The 17066-nt window shown below is 32.1% G+C and carries 17 protein-coding genes; 11 read left to right on the top strand and 6 right to left on the bottom strand.

What is annotated here, in order from left to right:
• Positions 1–56: 56 nt before the first annotated feature.
• The 4 genes from BMY33_RS16090 to BMY33_RS16105 form a co-directional block, all read right to left on the bottom strand.
• Positions 57–683 (bottom strand): response regulator transcription factor, encoded by a 627-nt coding sequence (locus tag BMY33_RS16090; RefSeq protein ID WP_091410475.1) that lies wholly within the window; start codon positions 681–683, stop codon positions 57–59.
• Positions 680–2566, bottom strand: coding sequence for a sensor histidine kinase (locus BMY33_RS16095; RefSeq protein ID WP_170837098.1), 1887 nt, complete (start codon positions 2564–2566; stop codon positions 680–682). The genes BMY33_RS16090 and BMY33_RS16095 overlap by 4 nt, the downstream gene beginning before the upstream one ends.
• Positions 2567–2665: 99 nt before the next feature.
• A complete protein-coding gene (locus BMY33_RS16100) occupies positions 2666–3295 on the bottom strand; it encodes a hypothetical protein (protein WP_091410478.1) in 630 nt (209 codons plus the stop codon).
• A gap of 25 nt (positions 3296–3320) precedes the next feature.
• Positions 3321–4604, bottom strand: a complete 1284-nt coding sequence (locus tag BMY33_RS16105; RefSeq protein ID WP_091410479.1) for a S8 family peptidase — start codon at positions 4602–4604, stop codon at positions 3321–3323.
• A gap of 422 nt (positions 4605–5026) precedes the next feature.
• Here BMY33_RS16105 and BMY33_RS16115 point away from each other — a divergent pair, with 422 nt between their 5' ends.
• Positions 5027–5413 carry a pyrophosphohydrolase domain-containing protein gene (locus BMY33_RS16115; RefSeq protein ID WP_091410482.1) on the top strand — a complete coding sequence of 129 codons (387 nt, stop codon included), beginning with the start codon at positions 5027–5029 and terminating at the stop codon, positions 5411–5413.
• A 64-nt stretch (positions 5414–5477) separates the two neighbouring features.
• Here BMY33_RS16115 and BMY33_RS16120 read toward each other — a convergent pair whose 3' ends face one another.
• Positions 5478–6545, bottom strand: coding sequence for a branched-chain amino acid aminotransferase (locus BMY33_RS16120; protein WP_091410484.1), 1068 nt, complete (start codon positions 6543–6545; stop codon positions 5478–5480).
• Between the two features lie 171 nt (positions 6546–6716).
• Between BMY33_RS16120 and BMY33_RS16125 the strand changes: the two genes are divergently transcribed.
• The 3 genes from BMY33_RS16125 to BMY33_RS16135 all read left to right on the top strand — a co-directional run bounded on the left by BMY33_RS16125 (position 6717) and on the right by BMY33_RS16135 (position 8929).
• The gene (locus tag BMY33_RS16125) at positions 6717–7223 is read left to right on the top strand and encodes a DUF4920 domain-containing protein (protein WP_091410485.1); all 507 of its coding nucleotides are present in this window, start codon (positions 6717–6719) and stop codon (positions 7221–7223) included.
• Positions 7223–7912 carry a tRNA (5-methylaminomethyl-2-thiouridine)(34)-methyltransferase MnmC2 gene (mnmC2, locus tag BMY33_RS16130; protein WP_091410487.1) on the top strand — a complete coding sequence of 230 codons (690 nt, stop codon included), beginning with the start codon at positions 7223–7225 and terminating at the stop codon, positions 7910–7912. Before BMY33_RS16125 ends, mnmC2 begins: the two co-directional genes overlap by 1 nt.
• A gap of 114 nt (positions 7913–8026) precedes the next feature.
• Positions 8027–8929 (top strand): TIGR01777 family oxidoreductase, encoded by a 903-nt coding sequence (locus BMY33_RS16135; protein ID WP_091410489.1) that lies wholly within the window; start codon positions 8027–8029, stop codon positions 8927–8929.
• 76 nt (positions 8930–9005) lie between these two features.
• On the opposite strand, the gene BMY33_RS16140 is transcribed toward BMY33_RS16135, so the two are convergent.
• Positions 9006–9677, bottom strand: a complete 672-nt coding sequence (locus BMY33_RS16140; RefSeq protein ID WP_091410490.1) for a YceI family protein — start codon at positions 9675–9677, stop codon at positions 9006–9008.
• A gap of 160 nt (positions 9678–9837) precedes the next feature.
• Between BMY33_RS16140 and BMY33_RS16145 the strand changes: the two genes are divergently transcribed.
• The 7 genes from BMY33_RS16145 (at position 9838) to BMY33_RS16175 (ending at position 17058) form a co-directional block, all read left to right on the top strand.
• The gene (locus BMY33_RS16145) at positions 9838–10383 is read left to right on the top strand and encodes a nucleotide exchange factor GrpE (protein ID WP_091410493.1); all 546 of its coding nucleotides are present in this window, start codon (positions 9838–9840) and stop codon (positions 10381–10383) included.
• An 8-nt stretch (positions 10384–10391) separates the two neighbouring features.
• Positions 10392–11510: a molecular chaperone DnaJ gene (gene dnaJ, locus BMY33_RS16150; protein ID WP_091410494.1), complete on the top strand. Its 1119-nt coding sequence runs from the start codon at positions 10392–10394 to the stop codon at positions 11508–11510.
• Between the two features lie 339 nt (positions 11511–11849).
• The gene (locus BMY33_RS16155; protein ID WP_091410496.1) at positions 11850–12779 is read left to right on the top strand and encodes an ABC transporter ATP-binding protein; all 930 of its coding nucleotides are present in this window, start codon (positions 11850–11852) and stop codon (positions 12777–12779) included.
• Positions 12772–14073, top strand: a complete 1302-nt coding sequence (locus tag BMY33_RS16160) for an ABC transporter permease (protein ID WP_091410498.1) — start codon at positions 12772–12774, stop codon at positions 14071–14073. The genes BMY33_RS16155 and BMY33_RS16160 overlap by 8 nt, the downstream gene beginning before the upstream one ends.
• Before the next feature lies 1 nt (position 14074).
• Entirely contained in the window at positions 14075–14971 is an 897-nt protein-coding gene (locus BMY33_RS16165; protein ID WP_091410500.1) for a mechanosensitive ion channel family protein, read from the top strand.
• A gap of 21 nt (positions 14972–14992) precedes the next feature.
• Positions 14993–15895 (top strand): DUF6268 family outer membrane beta-barrel protein, encoded by a 903-nt coding sequence (locus BMY33_RS16170; protein ID WP_091410501.1) that lies wholly within the window; start codon positions 14993–14995, stop codon positions 15893–15895.
• On the top strand, positions 15895–17058 hold the full coding sequence (locus tag BMY33_RS16175) for a sigma-54-dependent transcriptional regulator (RefSeq protein WP_091410503.1): 1164 nt from the start codon (positions 15895–15897) through the stop codon (positions 17056–17058). Before BMY33_RS16170 ends, BMY33_RS16175 begins: the two co-directional genes overlap by 1 nt.
• Positions 17059–17066 lie beyond the last annotated feature (8 nt).

A 17066-nucleotide genomic window follows, 5' to 3' on the forward strand; every position in this document is an offset into this window, starting at 1 on the left:
ATAAAAAAATACCCGTAACAGGGTATTTTTAGTTTGTATTAACTACATTTTAGCTTTTAAAAATCATATTTTTTTTCAATAGCATATCGCAATAATTCTCCTTTTCCTTGCAGTCCCAGTTTTCGAATAATGTTTTTACGATGCGTTTCTACTGTAGAAATAGAATTAAAACGAATCGCGGCTATTTCAGATGAGGTTTTTCCTTGTCCAATAAGTGTTAATATTTCACGTTCACTTTTTGAGAGTACCTGCTTTTTTACTCGTTGTTCTGCTTTGTCAGAAAAAAAAGAAGGATCGATTGTAGCGTCATAATATGTATTGCCTTTCATTACTTCTTGTATAGCAGTCAATACTTCTTCTAAAGGGGAGTTTTTTAGTAAATATCCAGACGCTCCTGCTGCTACCATTTGTCTTACTGCATCTTCTTGATCAAACATCGAGAAAGCAATTATCTTGGTATGTGGTAGTTCTTTTTTGATGATTTTAGTGGCTGCGATACCATCAATTTTGGGCATACGGATATCCATTAATACTACTTTTGGTTGTTTTCTTCTAACAATAGCTAACAATTCTTCGCCATCATTTGCCTTGCCGATAATGCTTATTTCTTCTTCGTATTTGAGAAGTAAATCTATTCCATCGATAAGCGATTGGTGATCTTCTGCTATAGCTACTGTGATCATATAGGTATATTTATGATAATGTTCGTTCCTTTTCCTATTGTAGAATCAATCTCAAAAGTTCCTTCGAGATGTTCGATACGTTTTTCAATACTTTTTAACCCCATTCCATCTTTTTCTGGTAATACTTTGGCATTAAACCCCTTTCCGTTATCCTCTACAATAATATTCAATAAAGAGTCGTGATTAGTTAGAGAAATGGCAATTTCTGAAGCGTTAGCATGTTTGATAGTATTGGTAATCAGTTCCTGAATAATTCTAAAAATGGAAATTTCCAGAGCATTGTCCAGCCGCTCATCTAGTCCATAATCCTGAACTTCAATTTGTAATCTATTGCCATTAGAAGCTTTTTTTGCAAGGTTTCTAACAGCAGGCAATAATCCTTGTTTGGCCATAACACCACTGTTTTTTTCGTGTGCAATGGTACGAACCTTTTGATACGCTTCATCTAGTAGGTTGTTTGTTTTACTGAATAACTCTTCTATATTTTCTATTTTGGGATTATTTCGATTGTTTTTTAGGTGATCAAAATGCAGTTTCACTGTCGCTAGTGTACTACCTAAATTGTCGTGTAAATCATTGGCTAGTCGCTGCCGTTCTTTTTCCTGGCCAGAAATCATAGCATCGATTGCTGTTAGTTCTTGTTCTTTGAGTAGTTTTTCTGTTTTCTGTACTTCAATCTCTTTTTCCTGTTCTGCGATACGTTGTTTTCGTTTGGTGTTTCTATAGATAAGAATCGCAATAACACTTCCTAAAAAAAGAGATCCACCTAATCCAATGGCTATATTTTGATTACGTTTCTTTTTTTGTTGTTCTATTAGTATTTGTTTTTCTTTTTCTGCCGTTTGAAGTTGTTTGTTAAGTTTAATATTGTCTGAAGTGTTTTTTTGATAATCCAGTTCATGTTCTAATTGAACAGATCGTGTAAATTTTGTGTAGGATTCTCGATAGCTCAAGAAAGCTTTTTGAGCCATTGAGTCAATTCTGAATAAACTTTTATCTTTTTTTAATGCATAAAAAGAATCAATATATTTTTCGGCTAAAGCTTTATAGTTTTCGGATATGTATTTTGATATAAAAACTTGACTTCTCAGTTTATCTGAAATATCAATATGTTCTTCGGCCATTTTAATATATTTCAAACCATCCTCAGTATAGTAGTTAAAATTGTATAATTCGGCTAATTTATAGCAAGTTCTGAATCTAATGTATTTTAAAAACGGAAAATCAGCAGATTCTTTTAAAGTTTTTAGATGAAATTCTTTGGACCCTTCTATTTTTCCTTGTCTTCCTAAGTTGATAGCTTTTAGCGAAAGAAAGAGTGGTCTAATTCTATGATTTTTTTTTAACAATTTGATTTGTTGTTCGAGTTTATCTATTTCATTAGATACTTCTCGTTCATTTTTGTTAGTACTTTCTAATTTGAAATAGATGTAGTGTAAATAATACCAAGAATATAAAATTGGAGTTTTTGCAACACTTTTGAGTTCTAATAAGTATTTTTCGTATTGTCTGCTAGTTAGAACAAATTCATAGTGATAATATTCAAGTATACCTAATAAGGTTAGTATTCTTAAATTAGTGTCATTTTTTTCTTTTGCCAATCGGTAAGCCTCAAAAAAGTAAGTAAAAGATGTTCCTTCATTGGGTTTGTGAAACAACTCATTATATCCGAATGCAAGATTATTAAGAATAAGAAGAAGCTTGTCTTTGGTATTTAGATTTATTTGATAACTAACCGAAGTGGAATCTTGAATCTCTTGACCTTGGTTGTATAGTATTAGATTTAAAGTTTTTAAACTTTCTTTTAATTGCCAATCTTCAATTTTTTCTATTAATCTATTTGCATTCTCATACTCTAGGTTAACAATGTTATTAATGATCAACTCTTGAGTTTGCTTGTTACTGGAAAATGAATAAACGGTTGTTGAAAGAAAACAACAACCGTAAAGGGAAATAAAGAATAATATTTTTATCATTTATAACTATCTTATTTTAACAGTGCCTCTAGGGCAAATTCCTCCTGAATGAGACATTAATAAACTAACAGGTCCATCAGATTGAGTTTTTGGTTTTGGACATACTTCTGGATATTGTTCTCCATCTAGAAGAATCCCTTCTCTATAATAAAACTCCGAATCAAAAACATTGTTTTTTAATGCTTCTCCATTCTCGTGTATTTTCTTTAATCTTCTATCAAAATGTAAAAAATTGTTTTTGTCAACTTTTATACCGTTTTCATTACCACCATTTTGATGAATAAAGTTCATGTATTGGATATCTGAATCTGCAGTTTTTAATGCTTGAACTTCTATTAGGAAAACTAGAACTTTTTGTGGTGTCGGCATTGGACTTTCTTCATTAGCATCTGGATCTTGAGGAGGTTGGTAATCTTTAGATTCAGGTCGTTTAATTTCAGAAATGTTAATATCCAATATTCCTTTATAATTAATTGTTTTGAACTCTATTTCTTTTATATAATATCCTTCATCAGCGTTTGCTGTGGTAAATTTCCCATAAATTCCAAAAAGAGTTCCGTAAAGTTGGCTTCCGTATAAAAATTGAAAGTTTTCTTTATCAGTAAGATCAACATTTCCGATGTGTAAGTTTGACATTTTATAAATATTTGGTTATTAGTTATTATTTAGGTGCAAGTGGAAGTCCAATACCATATAGATTAGAATTGTCCCATGGATCTAAAACATTTCTATTAATTGCGTTTAATAATTGTTCTGGACTAGCTCTACGTCTGTAACTATTGATTCTTCTGTTGTTATGAAATTTTGAAATTGTTAAAGCGAATATACCTGCAATAAATGGAGCGGAAGCACTTGTTCCGGTACAAGTTTTATAGTTTCTTTCTCCATTTTTAGATAACCAAGTTGAATAAATATCTACTCCTGGTGCTACAAAGCCTAAAGGGAGTCTCGGATACACCCCAACATTACTTTTGTTATATAGTTTGTAATATTCGTCAATTGCTCCTACCGCAATTACAGAATGTGAAGCAGCAGGGTTTGATATTATATGGGTCGTACCAGAAGAATGATCACTATTGTTACCAGCGGCTGCAATCATAACAATTCTTTTTTTCTCTGCTTTTTCAAATAAGTCAGAATGTACAGCATTACTAATGTCGTATAATTTGGAGGTTAAAGACATTGATATAATGTTGCATTCATTTTTTATAGCCCAGTCTATAGCGCATAGTAAGTTAGATAAAAAACCTTCCCCATTATGATCTAACACTTTTCCAACGAATAACTTAGCCTCTGGAGCAACACCATACCTTAGTCCATTGGAGTCCATTCCTCCTACAATTATACCAGCGCAATGTGTACCATGACCGTTTGTATCACAAAAATCATTTTCATTATCAACCCATGATTTTCCATCCGCAATCTTGTCTTTTAAATCTGGGTGTTTTTTATCTATTCCTGTGTCAAGTATTGCTATTGAAACTTGCTTTCCTTTAAAATGAGAATCAAGTTTAATTTCTCCCATTCTAATTCCATAAGTCATCTTGGCATTTGGGTCATCGTGAGTTAAGATTTCTTCTGAGGACTGCTGATTAGAATTTTGAATTTTTAAGTCAGGAATTATTAAGAAGTCTGAATGTTTATTGGAGGATTTAAATTCTTCATCAGATAGCTTGATGATACCGATACCTGTTTTTTTAATTACAATGACTTTTTTTTCAGAAAGAACATTATCGATACTCTTTTTTTGTCTTATAACCTTGTCATAGCTGATTGGTTCATAATTAAGATCACTACGTTTGATATTTTTTTCTATCCTATTAGCATTATGATCATTTTGTGATAAAATAATGTATCTACCATTAGGACTTGGTTCTTGAAAAGAAGAATCGTATTTTTCTTTTAGTTTTTGGAACTTCTCAGCTCTTTTTTTCCAATAATTCATAACGACTAAAAATTAAATATTAACTGCTTGAACAAAGGTTCATTTTATAATATAATTTTCCCATACCCAATACAAGGTATATTTCTTATGATATCTAAAAAACACCAATAGAATACTTAGCTAGTGATCGATTGATACTAGTGATTTTTGTAATTATTTAATTGAAAACTAGGGGTATAGTTTTTTTATTCCGGCCTTAAATACGTTTTAAGTACAAAAAGCAACAAAATAAAGATAATAAAACCGATGAGAATAAAAATACTGCCTTTGTAATATTTGCGATGTAGTTTGAGATCTTTTCGGTAGCTAATGATCATTAAAACAATAAAAGCTACAACAAAACACCCTGCAAATATCCATTGACCTGTACTAAACATATTTATGCTATTTTTACGGCAAAGATAACTTATTACAAGAAATACATGAAAGATAAAATTACTGCTGTACAGGAATTTCATACAGCATTCGAAATAGGATATAAAAACGAGCCTATTGCTGATTTAGGTGAAGCTAAAAATACGCTACGTTTTAACTTAATGAAAGAAGAAAATGAAGAGTATTTAGAGGCTGCGCAAAACAATGATCTTGTAGAAGTGGCGGATGCATTAGGTGATATGCTTTATATTTTATGCGGTACTATTATAGAACATGGAATGCAACATAAAATCGAAGAAGTGTTTGCTGAGATACAGCGAAGTAATATGAGTAAATTAGGAGAAGATGGGAAACCAATATATAGAGAAGATGGTAAAGTACTGAAAGGACCCAATTATTTTAAACCAAACATTAAGGAAATTCTAGATCGATAGATAAATAAAAAATCCGGAAAAATATTTCCGGATTTTTGTTATATGATTTTATGTTGTGTTTTGATTACACTTTAGTTCTCCAACCAAAAGAATCCTCTGCTTTATTATATTGGATATCCATTAATGATTTTTTGAAATAGGAAGCATAAGAATTTTCTTGTTTTTCTAGCTCATAATGTTCTCCCTTATATCCAAAAGCTTTAACTGGACTTACCACAGCTGCGGTTCCAGCTCCAAATATTTCTTTAAGACTACCATTATTAAAAGCATCTACAACTTCACTAACTTTAATAGGTCTTACTTCTACATTGTATCCCTGTTTCTCTGCTAGCGCAATCAAACTTTTACGAGTAATCCCATCTAAGATTCTATCACTAACTGGGGCCGTTAATAAAGTATCATTAATTCTAAAGAAAACATTCATCGTTCCAGCTTCTTCTACATATTCGTGTGTGTTAGAATCTGTCCAGATTATTTGCTGATATCCTTGCTCTTTAGCTAGTTTGGTTGGATAAAATTGACCGGCATAGTTACCGGCAGCTTTTGCATATCCAAAACCTCCACTAGCTGATCGACTAAACTTTTCTGCAACTAATACGCTAACATCACCACTGTAATAAGATTGTGCAGGAGAACAAATAATCATAAAACGATATTCATCAGCCTCTGATGCAGAAACACTTGGTTGCGTAGCAATTACAAATGGACGTATATACAATGAGTTCCCAAAACCAGATTTAATCCACTGATCATCTAGTTTTAATAAGGTGTTTAGTCCATCAAAAAAATACTCCTCAGGAAATTCTGGCATTGCCAAACGTTCTGCTGATTTGTTAATTCTTTTAAAATTTTCGTCAGGCCTAAATAGAAAAGTATCGCCTTGATCATCTTTATATGCTTTCATTCCTTCAAAAACTGCTTGTCCATAATGAAATACTCGTGCAGACGGATCTAGAGTAAGAGGTCCATATGGGACAATTTTAGGGGTTTGCCATTCTCCGTTGACATAATCACATATAAACATATGATCTGTAAAAACTTTACCAAAAGCTAAGTTTTCAAAATCTACTTGACTAATTTTTGATTCATTTATCTTGGTGATTTCGATCTCCTGCGGAACTGCATTTCTCATCCGATGATTATTTATTGGGTTATGAAAGTTTTATTAATCGTTGTATAAGTCTTAAAAAAAAACAATAAGTAAGTATACTAGTTACGATTTTGAACAAAAATACCCTTTTCTTGTAAATTAAGAATTTTAAAAATGTTTAATTTTGCGAAACATCATTAATAATAATGTATCATGAAAAAAATCACACTATTTTTTGCTGGATTATCATGTCTGGTAGCTTGTAATTCTGTTGAAAAAGAAAAAGAGTCTTTCTCAATTCAAGATATTACAATAAGTCAATACGATAATTTTGGTGAAGAAATATCATCAGAAGCAGTTTTGTACAAAGAAGCAATAGCGGAAAAATATAAAGATCTTAATGAAGGAGATACTATTGATATTGCTTTTTCTAGTACTGTAAATGATGTTTGCAAAGCTAAAGGATGTTGGATGAAAGTGGCTTTAAACGATGACCAGGAAACAATGGTGAAATTTAAGGACTACGGTTTTTTTGTGCCAAAGGATATAGAAAATGATACAATAATTGTGCAAGGAAGAGCTTATGTTTCTGAAACTTCAGTTGAAGAGTTGCGCCATTTAGCTTCTGATGCAGGAAAATCTGAAACTGAAATAGCTGCAATTACTGCTCCTAAGAAAACATATTCTTTTATGGCAGAAGGAGTTTTAGTAAAGCAATAATGAAAAAGGATCTAAAAAGGGAAATTATTACTACCTCTGATGGTTCGACAACCATACATTTCCCCGAACTAGATGAACATTACCATTCTAAACATGGAGCTATCAACGAGTCAAAACATGTTTTCATTAAGAATGGTTTTGATCATATTTTAGCATCTAAAAAAATTTCTGAATTACATATTTTAGAAATTGGTTTTGGAACAGGTTTAAATGCTTTTATAACGTATCTAAAAGCGCTTAAGATTTGTCAAAAGATCAATTATGTTGGGGTGGAAGCGTATCCTGTTTTAATGGAAGAAGTAGAATGTTTAAATTATGTAAAACAATTATCAGCTCAAGATCAATTAATGATTTTTGATCAATTTCATCAATCTTCTTGGGAGAATCAACAAGCGATAACTGACACATTTTTTCTTACTAAGCGACAACAGTTTTTCGAGGATATTGTAGATGAATCAAGGTATCATTTAATTTATTTTGATGCATTTGGAGCAAGAGTGCAGCCTGAGTTATGGGAAGTGGAGATCTTTAGAAAAATGTACGATGCGCTTTTAGATAGTGGAGTTTTAGTTACTTATTCTGCAAAAGGAAGTGTAAGAAGAGCTATGCAAGAAGTAGGTTTTATTGTAGAAAGACTTCCAGGTCCTCCAGGAAAAAGAGAAATGCTTCGCGCTACTAAAAATATATAGAATTGATAATAGATTTCTGTAAGTTAGGATTCAATTTTATTAGTTTGTTAAACCTATAATAAATGGATAGGTTATGTTAAACCCTCGTGTTATTTTGCATTAAATTACTTTATTATGAAAGTTTTAATTACTGGAGCTACCGGACTGATCGGTCAGGAGATTGTAAAGTTATGTCATCAATCAGAAATTGATGTGAACTATCTTACTACAAGTAAAAATAAACTGACATCTGAAAAGAATTATCAAGGATATTATTGGAACCCAAGTTCTGGAGAAATTGATTTAGATTGTTTTAAAGATGTAGAAGTAATTATCCATTTAGTTGGTGCAACAGTTGCTAAGCGTTGGACTAGTAGTTACAAGCAAGAAATAATCGATAGTCGTATAATTACTACTTCTCTAATTCTAGAATCTTTACGAGAAACAAAGCATTCAGTTCGTCAAATAGTATCTGCTAGTGCTATTGGAATTTATCCAGATTCTTTTCAGAATTATTATATGGAGGATTCAAGTAAGGTAGATGACGGATTTTTAGGAGAGGTAGTTGAAAAATGGGAGTCTGCTGTTGAAAAATTTAATGAACTAAATATAGATGTTAGTTTACTAAGGATTGGTTTAGTACTTTCTGATAAAGGAGGTGCGTTTCCGGAAATAGCTAAACCTATTAAGAAAGGATTTGGAGCGATTTTTGGCGATGGAAAGCAATGGCAAAGTTGGATACATGTGGAAGATTTGGCAAGAATGTTTATGTATGTCGTACAAGAAGAATTAACTGGTTTGTATAATGCAGTGGCACCTAATCCAATTTCTAATAAAAGGCTAACGCACGTTATTGCGGATCAAATGGATAAAAAAATAGTTTTACCGAACGTTCCACGTTTTGTTATGAAACTTGTTCTTGGTGAAATGCATGTACTCCTTTTTAGTAGTCAGAGGGTATGTTGTGATAAAATTTTAAAAACAGGTTTTCAATTTAAATACGATAACATTACGCAGGCGGTTGAAGATTTAATTTAATACCGTAAATTTAATATATAAAAAAGGCCAACATTATTTAATGTTGGCCTTTTTTATAAGATAATAATTTTTTGAATTAAGCTTTGTTTGCTTTTAAGCTCACTTTTAATTCAATATCATCTAATATAAATTTATCTCCTAAGTTTTCAAAAACTGATTTAGATCCATAGTTTACACCCCAATCCGTACGATTGATAGTAAAAACTTCACTATTTAAAGTCATTGTGTTTCCTTCTACAGAAGTTGACGCTGGAAAAGAAATATTTTTCTTAATACCTTTAATAGTAAGGTTACCTTCAATCATTGTTTTACCTTCTTTTTCAGAAATACTTGTCACTTCAAAAGAAGCATTTGGAAACTGAGCTACATTAAAGAAATGGTCTTCTTTGCCTTCTCCTTCTCCTTTAAGATGTCCTTCTAATCCCGCTTTTTGGTCACCTTCTAAATCCGTTACGTTGATTGAAGTCATATCAATTACAAACGATCCACTTTGGATTTTCCCATCCTGTGTTTTTACTTTACCCTTTGCAATGTTGATTGTTCCTGTGTGATTCTCGGTAGGTTTCTTTCCAACCCAGTCTATAGTACTAGCCGCATTATCCACAATAAAAGTAATTGCTTCTGCTGGTGCCTCTACTACCTCTTCCGCTGCAGTAGCTTCAGTTTCGTTTTTTTTCTCACCTTTACAAGAAGTTGCAGCTACAATAATAGCAGTTATAGCGAATAGGTTAATTAATTTGGTCTTCATAATAATGTTAGTTTAAAGTTCTAGCTTTCAAAATTATTTTTTTAGAAAATGAATACTCTTAAATATATACTAAAATATTCCTGTGACATTATGACATTAATTCAAAAATGGCAGTACTTTTGCATCTTCAAAAAAGAAACTTATAAAAGGTACTTGTTACATGAGTAAGAAAAATAAAAATACAGAAGATATAAAAGATCAAGTAGAAGAAGTGCTTGATACAACTACTGTTGAAGATACTGAGGTAGAGGAAGTAGATGTAGAAAAACAATTAAAAGAAGATCTGGAGAAAGAAAAAGATAAATTTTTAAGACTTTTTGCAGAATTTGAGAATTACAAGAAACGTACTTCTAAAGAACGAATAGAATTATTCAAGACAGCTGGTCAGGATGTAATGCAATCGATGCTGCCAGTTTTAGATGATTTTGATCGTGCGATGAAAGAGATCGAGAAGTCTGCGGATAAGGATGTACTAACAGGTGTAGAGCTTATTCATAATAAATTGAAGGAAGCTTTAAAAGGAAAAGGTTTATCTGAAGTAGAAGTAGCAGCAGGAGATTCTTTTAATGCAGATGATCACGAAGCAATAACTCAGATTCCAGCACCAACAGACGAATTAAAAGGTAAAATCGTAGACGTTATAGAAAAAGGATATAAATTAGGAGATAAAGTAATTCGTTTTCCTAAGGTAGTAACCGGACAATAAGATAAATGATGAAAGAAGATTTTTATGATATTTTAGGTGTTAGCAAAAATGCTACTGAAGCTGAAATTAAAAAAGCATATCGTAAAAAAGCGATAGAATATCATCCGGATAAAAACCCAGGAGATGCTACAGCAGAGGAGAAATTTAAAAAAGCAGCTGAGGCATACGAAGTATTAAGTGATGCTGATAAAAAAGCTCGCTACGATCAATTTGGTCATCAGGCATTCGAAGGCGGCGGCGGTTTTGGTGGCGGTTTCGGAGGTGGCGGAATGAATATGGATGACATATTTAGTCAGTTTGGTGATATCTTTGGCGGAGGTGGTTTCGGCGGAGGTTTTGGTGGCGGTGGAAGACAACGCCGCGTAAAAGGTAGTAATCTTCGTATCCGCGTAAAACTTACATTAGAAGAAATTGCTAATGGTGTAGAAAAGAAGATTAAAGTAAAACGTAAAGTTCAGGCACCAGGAACTACATATAAAACGTGTAGTACGTGTAATGGTAGTGGTCAGATGACAAGAATTACCAATACCATTTTGGGTAGAATGCAGACTTCTACTACATGTTCTACTTGTGGAGGAGCTGGACAAGTTATAGATAAAAAACCGACTGACGCTGATGGTCAAGGTTTAAAAGTTTCTGAAGAAACTGTAAGTATAAAAATACCTGCCGGAGTAGAGGATGGTATGCAACTTAAAGTTTCAGGGAAAGGAAATGAAGCTCCTGGAAATGGTGTCGCTGGAGATCTTTTAGTTGCGATAGAAGAATTAGATCATACAGAATTACAACGTGAGGGTGATAATCTTCATTACGATCTTTATATTAGTTTTTCTGAGGCTGCTTTAGGAGCATCTAGAGAAATCGATACAGTATCGGGAAAAGTTCGTATTAAAATAGAAGAAGGTGTACAGAGTGGTAAAATACTAAGATTACGTGGTAAAGGAATTCCTAGTATCAATGGTTACGGAAAAGGAGATCTTTTAGTGCATGTGAATGTTTGGACACCAAAAACATTAAATAAAGAACAACGAGAGTTTTTTGAAAGAATGGCTCAGGATGATCATTTTAAACCTAGTCCTGATAGCAAAGACAAATCATTTTTTGAAAAAGTTAAAGATATGTTTTCATAAAAAAGAGAATGATATAATATAACTATAATCATTGTCAAATGCTAATTTTTGTTTAATAAAAATTCGTATATTTGAAACATCACTAGCGCATTTAGTGATAATTTTTCTTTTTCATAGCAATTTTTTTCCCATCCTTAATACTTGTATTTAGGGTGGGTTTTGTTTTTATATAGAATAAGAATTTCTGAAGTAATTGAAATGCTAAATTAGATTGGTGTTTTGTTTCTATGGATAATCTTAGTATTGTGTAATCAGTTTAAATACTTTATTTATTTCATTTCATTAATATTTTGACTTAATTAGCATTGTTTTTAATTTTTCAATAAACCATACCTTTTTATGACCAATCTTTTAGAGGTACAACAAGCATCGAAACGATTTGGAGATTTTATCGCGTTAAATGATGTTTCTATAAAAGTACCTAAAGGAAGTATTTTTGGTTTATTAGGTCCTAACGGAGCTGGTAAAACGACTTTAATAAGAATTATCAATCAAATAACATTACCAGATACTGGAAGTGTTTTTTTAGATGGGGAACCTCTACAACCTCATCATATAAAAGATATTGGTTATTTGCCAGAAGAAAGAGGATTGTATAAGTCTATGAAAGTAGGAGAACAAGCCTTGTACTTAGCTCAATTAAAGGGGTTGAGTAAAAAAGATGCAAAAGAACGTCTTAAATATTGGTTTGATAAGTTTGATATTTCACATTGGTGGGATAAAAAAATACAGGAATTATCAAAAGGGATGGCGCAAAAAGTACAATTTATAGTAACTGTATTGCATAGACCCAAACTACTTATATTTGACGAGCCTTTTAGTGGATTTGATCCGATAAATGCAAATGTGATTAAAGATGAAATACTTCAGTTACGTGATGAAGGAGCTACGGTGATTTTCTCGACACATCGCATGGAAAGTGTAGAAGAATTATGCGATCATATTGCTTTAATAAATAAATCTAATAAAATATTAGAAGGAAAAGTAACCGATATTAAAAAGGAGTATAAATCGAACACATTTGAAGTAGGACTGTTGTCGGAGAATATATTAGAATTACAGAAAACTTTAAGTGATAAGTTTGTAACTGAACCAGCTGATTTTAAAACTATTGAAGATCAACTAAAATTAAAAATATCTTTGGATACCAATACTACTTCAAATGATTTATTAAAGTATTTGTCCGAGAAAGGGCAAGTTGTTCGGTTTAACGAGGTAATACCAAGTGTAAACGAAATATTCATTAAAACCATCACCGAAAATGAGTAATAATTTACAGTTAATTATAAAGAGAGAATTTATATCTCGTGTTCGAAATAGAACTTTTGTTGTAATGACTTTTCTGAGTCCTTTAATCGTAGTGGGGATGATTGCATTGATCGCCTGGTTAACGACTCTTAATAATGATGAGGTTAAGACAGTGGCCTTTGTAGATGAGACAAAATCATTTGCTACAGACCTTAAGAATACTGATCAAGTAGAATATATTGATTTTAGTGAATACAATCTAGAAAGGGCAAAAGATTCTGTTATTTCTAAAAAAATATATGGCTTACTATACATCCCTAAAAAATCTACGAACAAGGAACTTTCGGAATCTATACAGTTTTATGCCGAAGAGTCTCCCAATTTTTCAATATTAAATAGGATAGAGGGAATAATAGCGAATAAACTTACGAATCAAAATTATAAAGCTGAAGGTTTAAATTTAGAAGCAATAGAAAGCTCAAAAGCCAGAATAAATATTCAGATAGAGAATTTCTCTGGAGAGAAAACTTCTAAGATGTCTAATTATGTAAAAATGGCATTTGGTGGTTTTGCAGGATATTTGTTAATGATGTTTATCATTATTTATGGTAATATGGTAATGCGTTCTGTAATAGAAGAAAAAACGAATAGAATTATTGAAATTATCATTTCTTCTGTAAAACCGATGCAATTAATGATGGGTAAAATTTTGGGTACATCTTTTGCAGGAATTCTACAGTTTTTTATATGGGTTTTATTAGGAGGAGTTCTTCTTTTGGTTGCTACATCTTTGTTTGGGATTGATCCGCAGCCAGTAGGAGTAGATCCATCGATAGCCTTACAAGAAAACAATCAACAGGAAATTCAACTTCTGATTCAAGATATTCTAAAACTCCCATTACTAACGTTAGTATTATCGTTTTTTGTATACTTTATAGGAGGGTATTTTTTATATAGTTCTATATATGCAGCCATTGGAGCGGCGGTAGATAGTGAGACAGATTCTCAGCAGTTTATGTTGCCGATTATATTACCATTGATGCTAGGGATATATGTCGGTTTTTTTGCGGTAATTGAAAATCCGCATGGAACCGTTTCTACTGTGTTTTCTATGATTCCTCTTACTTCTCCGATAGTTATGCTTATGAGAATACCATTCGGAGTTCCTTGGTGGGAAATTCTAATTTCTATAACATTACTTGTAGGTAGTATCATTTTTATGATTTGGTTTGCTGGTAAAATCTATAGAATTGGTATCTTGATGTACGGTAAAAAACCTAGTTACAAAGAGTTATTTAAATGGTTGAAGTATTAATATGATTCAGGAAGAAATAACAGAACAAGTCAAAGAAGTAATCCAGGAAGATGTTTGGGGCGTTATCAAAAAGTTCTTGGATTTTGAGATTTTTCATTTGGGTCCTGATAAAGACCCTATCGTACTTACTGTAGGGCTATTATTATTTGTAGTTTTCGTTCTGTTTGTTACTTCTATATTTTTAAAATTTACTAGAAAATTAGTTACTAGAAAACTTCCAGAAGAAGATAAAGTGAAGTTCGTTTCAGTATTCTCCTTTGCCAAATACTTTGTTTATATTATAATAGTTCTTATTACATTAGATAGTATAGGTTTTAATATTACAGCAATTTTTGCTGCGTCTGCAGCTCTATTGGTAGGAGTTGGTTTAGCTTTACAGACTTTAATACAGGATATAATTTCTGGAATTTTTATTTTTATTGATCAGTCTGTACATGTTGGTGATATTATAGAATTGGATGGAAAAATAGGAAGGGTAGAAGAGATTAAATTAAGAACTACTAGAGCCGTAACAATTGATAATAAAGTGCTTGTGATTCCTAATCATAAATACCTTACATCTACACTTTATAATTGGACTCAAAATGGTTCAATTACACGAGAGTCCGTTGAGATAGGAGTTGCCTATGGTAGTGATGTAAACTTGGTAAAACAATTACTGATAAAAATAGCAAAGGATAATGACAAAATTCTGAAAACTCCAGAACCATTAGTATTGTTTACTAGTTTTGGTGATAGTTCACTAAATTTTAAACTTATTTTCACGATGAATGATAGCTTTCAGGCAGGAATTCCAAAAAGTGAAATAAGATTTGAAATTGATCGTTTGTTTAAAGAACATAAGATAAATATCCCGTTCCCTCAACGCGAAGTGACTATCTTAAAACCCAAACAGTAATATAGCCCCTAGATGTAAGAAATGAATACTAAAAGCCTACTAATAAATTGTATCATCATCTGCTGTATTCTTACTACAGTTAGATCGCAGGATACTAATTTAGCTAGGGTAGAGTACGCGTATATTCCGCAGGCTAATAGTGATAATGAATATAGTAGTTTAAGAATTTCTGGGAACTATCCAATTAAAATGAATGACAAGGGTACATATCTTGTTATGTCATTTCAGTATAGATTGAATAATTTACAATTAAATGATGATTCCATTATTGTTGATAAAAATGGTCTTGAAGAATTTCATACCATTGGATTTGAATTAGGGTATACTTATAAAATGAAAAATAATTGGAGATTTGGTGCTAAAATTGGAACGCGTCTTTCTTCTAATCTCGAAGGTTCTGGTATAGAAAGTGATGATTTTAGATATGTAGGGTCTGTATATTTTGTGAAAAGTTATGGAAAAAAGACTTCTCCAAAATCTTCAAGGTTAGTTTTAGGATTGCGATATGCATCTCCAGCAAGTATTAATTTCCCCTTACCCATAATTAATTATACTAGGCGATTTCATCCAAGTTGGTCGTATTCGATAGGAACACCAAAAACGAGTATTAAGTATTTTTTTAATGAAACAAATACTTTACAAGCGTTTATCGGATTAGATAGGTTTTATGGTAACATACAGAATAATAGAGTTTTTGTGGATGAAAATGGAGAAACCAAAACTGCGGAAAATGCTTCAATGTTATTAATAAATAGTGCTTTGGGGTATGAGTATTATTTTACGGAACACTTATTGTTATTTGCATATGGCGGATATACACTAAGTAATGAAATTCGCTTACGAGATAAGAATCAAGAAAATGTTTTAATTCTCAACGATAGAAATACATTTTATCTGAGAGGTGGAATTAAATTAAAATTATAATGGCAAAAATATTAGTAATAGAGGATGAAGCGGCAATCAGAAGAGTGCTCGTTAAGATATTATCAGAAGAAAGTGATAAATATGAAGTTTTTGAAGCAGAAGATGGATTAGTGGGGATTGAGAAAATCAAAAATGAAGACTTCGATTTAGTGCTCTGTGATATCAAAATGCCTAAAATGGATGGAGTAGAAGTATTAGAAGCCGTAAAGAAAATAAAACCAGAGGTTCCGATGGTTATGATTTCTGGTCATGGAGATTTAGATACGGCTGTTAATACCATGAGGTTAGGAGCTTTTGATTATATTTCTAAACCGCCAGACCTTAATAGATTACTGAATACAGTTCGTAATGCTTTAGATAGGAAAGAGCTAGTTGTCGAAAATAAAATGCTTAAAAAGAAAGTCTCTAAAAATTATGAGATGATCGGTGAGTCAACAGCTATTTCTGATATAAAAAACATTATTGAAAAAGTTGCTACTACAGATGCAAGAGTTCTTATCACCGGGCCGAATGGTACGGGTAAAGAGTTAGTTGCGCATTGGATACACCAAAAAAGTGAACGATCTAAAGGTCAAATGATTGAAGTGAATTGCGCAGCTATTCCTGGAGAATTAATTGAAAGTGAACTTTTTGGTCATGTGAAAGGTGCATTTACTTCTGCCAATAAGGATCGCGCAGGTAAATTCGAGGCGGCAAATGGAGGTACTATATTCCTTGATGAAATTGGAGATATGAGTCTTTCTGCTCAAGCTAAGGTGCTTAGGGCTTTACAAGAAAATAAAATACAGAGAGTCGGTAGTGATAAAGATATCAAAGTTGATGTTCGAGTAGTTGCTGCTACAAATAAAGACCTTAAAAAGGAAATAGCTGAAAATAATTTTAGAGAGGATTTATATCATAGACTTGCTGTTATTCTGATAAAAGTACCAGCATTAAATGATCGTAGAGAAGATATTCCTTTATTGGTGGATTATTTTACAAAAAAGATTTCTAATGAGCAAGGGTCGCCGTCTAAGACTTTTTCCGATAAAGCAATTAAGCAATTACAACAATATGATTGGACAGGTAATATAAGAGAGTTACGCAATGTAGTAGAACGTCTTATTATACTTGGAGGAAAAGAAGTTAGTGAGGAGGATGTTAAACTTTTTGCAGCTAAGTAAGAAGAATC

It is taken from the genome of Aquimarina amphilecti (assembly GCF_900109375.1).
GTDB classification, from domain to species: Bacteria; Bacteroidota; Bacteroidia; order Flavobacteriales; family Flavobacteriaceae; genus Aquimarina; species Aquimarina amphilecti.

Bases quoted from the DNA above. Each gene is read 5' to 3' on its own strand.
- BMY33_RS16090 (WP_091410475.1), bottom strand. From the start codon at position 683: ATGATCACAGTAGCTATAGCAGAAGATCACCAATCGCTTATCGATGGA.
- BMY33_RS16100 (WP_091410478.1), bottom strand. From the start codon at position 3,295: ATGTCAAACTTACACATCGGAAATGTTGATCTTACTGATAAAGAAAAC.
- BMY33_RS16105 (WP_091410479.1), bottom strand. From the start codon at position 4,604: ATGAATTATTGGAAAAAAAGAGCTGAGAAGTTCCAAAAACTAAAAGAA.
- BMY33_RS16115 (WP_091410482.1), top strand. From the start codon at position 5,027: ATGAAAGATAAAATTACTGCTGTACAGGAATTTCATACAGCATTCGAA.
- BMY33_RS16120 (WP_091410484.1), bottom strand. From the start codon at position 6,545: ATGAGAAATGCAGTTCCGCAGGAGATCGAAATCACCAAGATAAATGAA.
- BMY33_RS16125 (WP_091410485.1), top strand. From the start codon at position 6,717: ATGAAAAAAATCACACTATTTTTTGCTGGATTATCATGTCTGGTAGCT.
- mnmC2 (WP_091410487.1), top strand. From the start codon at position 7,223: ATGAAAAAGGATCTAAAAAGGGAAATTATTACTACCTCTGATGGTTCG.
- BMY33_RS16135 (WP_091410489.1), top strand. From the start codon at position 8,027: ATGAAAGTTTTAATTACTGGAGCTACCGGACTGATCGGTCAGGAGATT.
- BMY33_RS16140 (WP_091410490.1), bottom strand. From the start codon at position 9,677: ATGAAGACCAAATTAATTAACCTATTCGCTATAACTGCTATTATTGTA.
- BMY33_RS16145 (WP_091410493.1), top strand. From the start codon at position 9,838: ATGAGTAAGAAAAATAAAAATACAGAAGATATAAAAGATCAAGTAGAA.
- dnaJ (WP_091410494.1), top strand. From the start codon at position 10,392: ATGAAAGAAGATTTTTATGATATTTTAGGTGTTAGCAAAAATGCTACT.
- BMY33_RS16155 (WP_091410496.1), top strand. From the start codon at position 11,850: ATGACCAATCTTTTAGAGGTACAACAAGCATCGAAACGATTTGGAGAT.
- BMY33_RS16160 (WP_091410498.1), top strand. From the start codon at position 12,772: ATGAGTAATAATTTACAGTTAATTATAAAGAGAGAATTTATATCTCGT.
- BMY33_RS16165 (WP_091410500.1), top strand. From the start codon at position 14,075: ATGATTCAGGAAGAAATAACAGAACAAGTCAAAGAAGTAATCCAGGAA.
- BMY33_RS16170 (WP_091410501.1), top strand. From the start codon at position 14,993: ATGAATACTAAAAGCCTACTAATAAATTGTATCATCATCTGCTGTATT.
- BMY33_RS16175 (WP_091410503.1), top strand. From the start codon at position 15,895: ATGGCAAAAATATTAGTAATAGAGGATGAAGCGGCAATCAGAAGAGTG.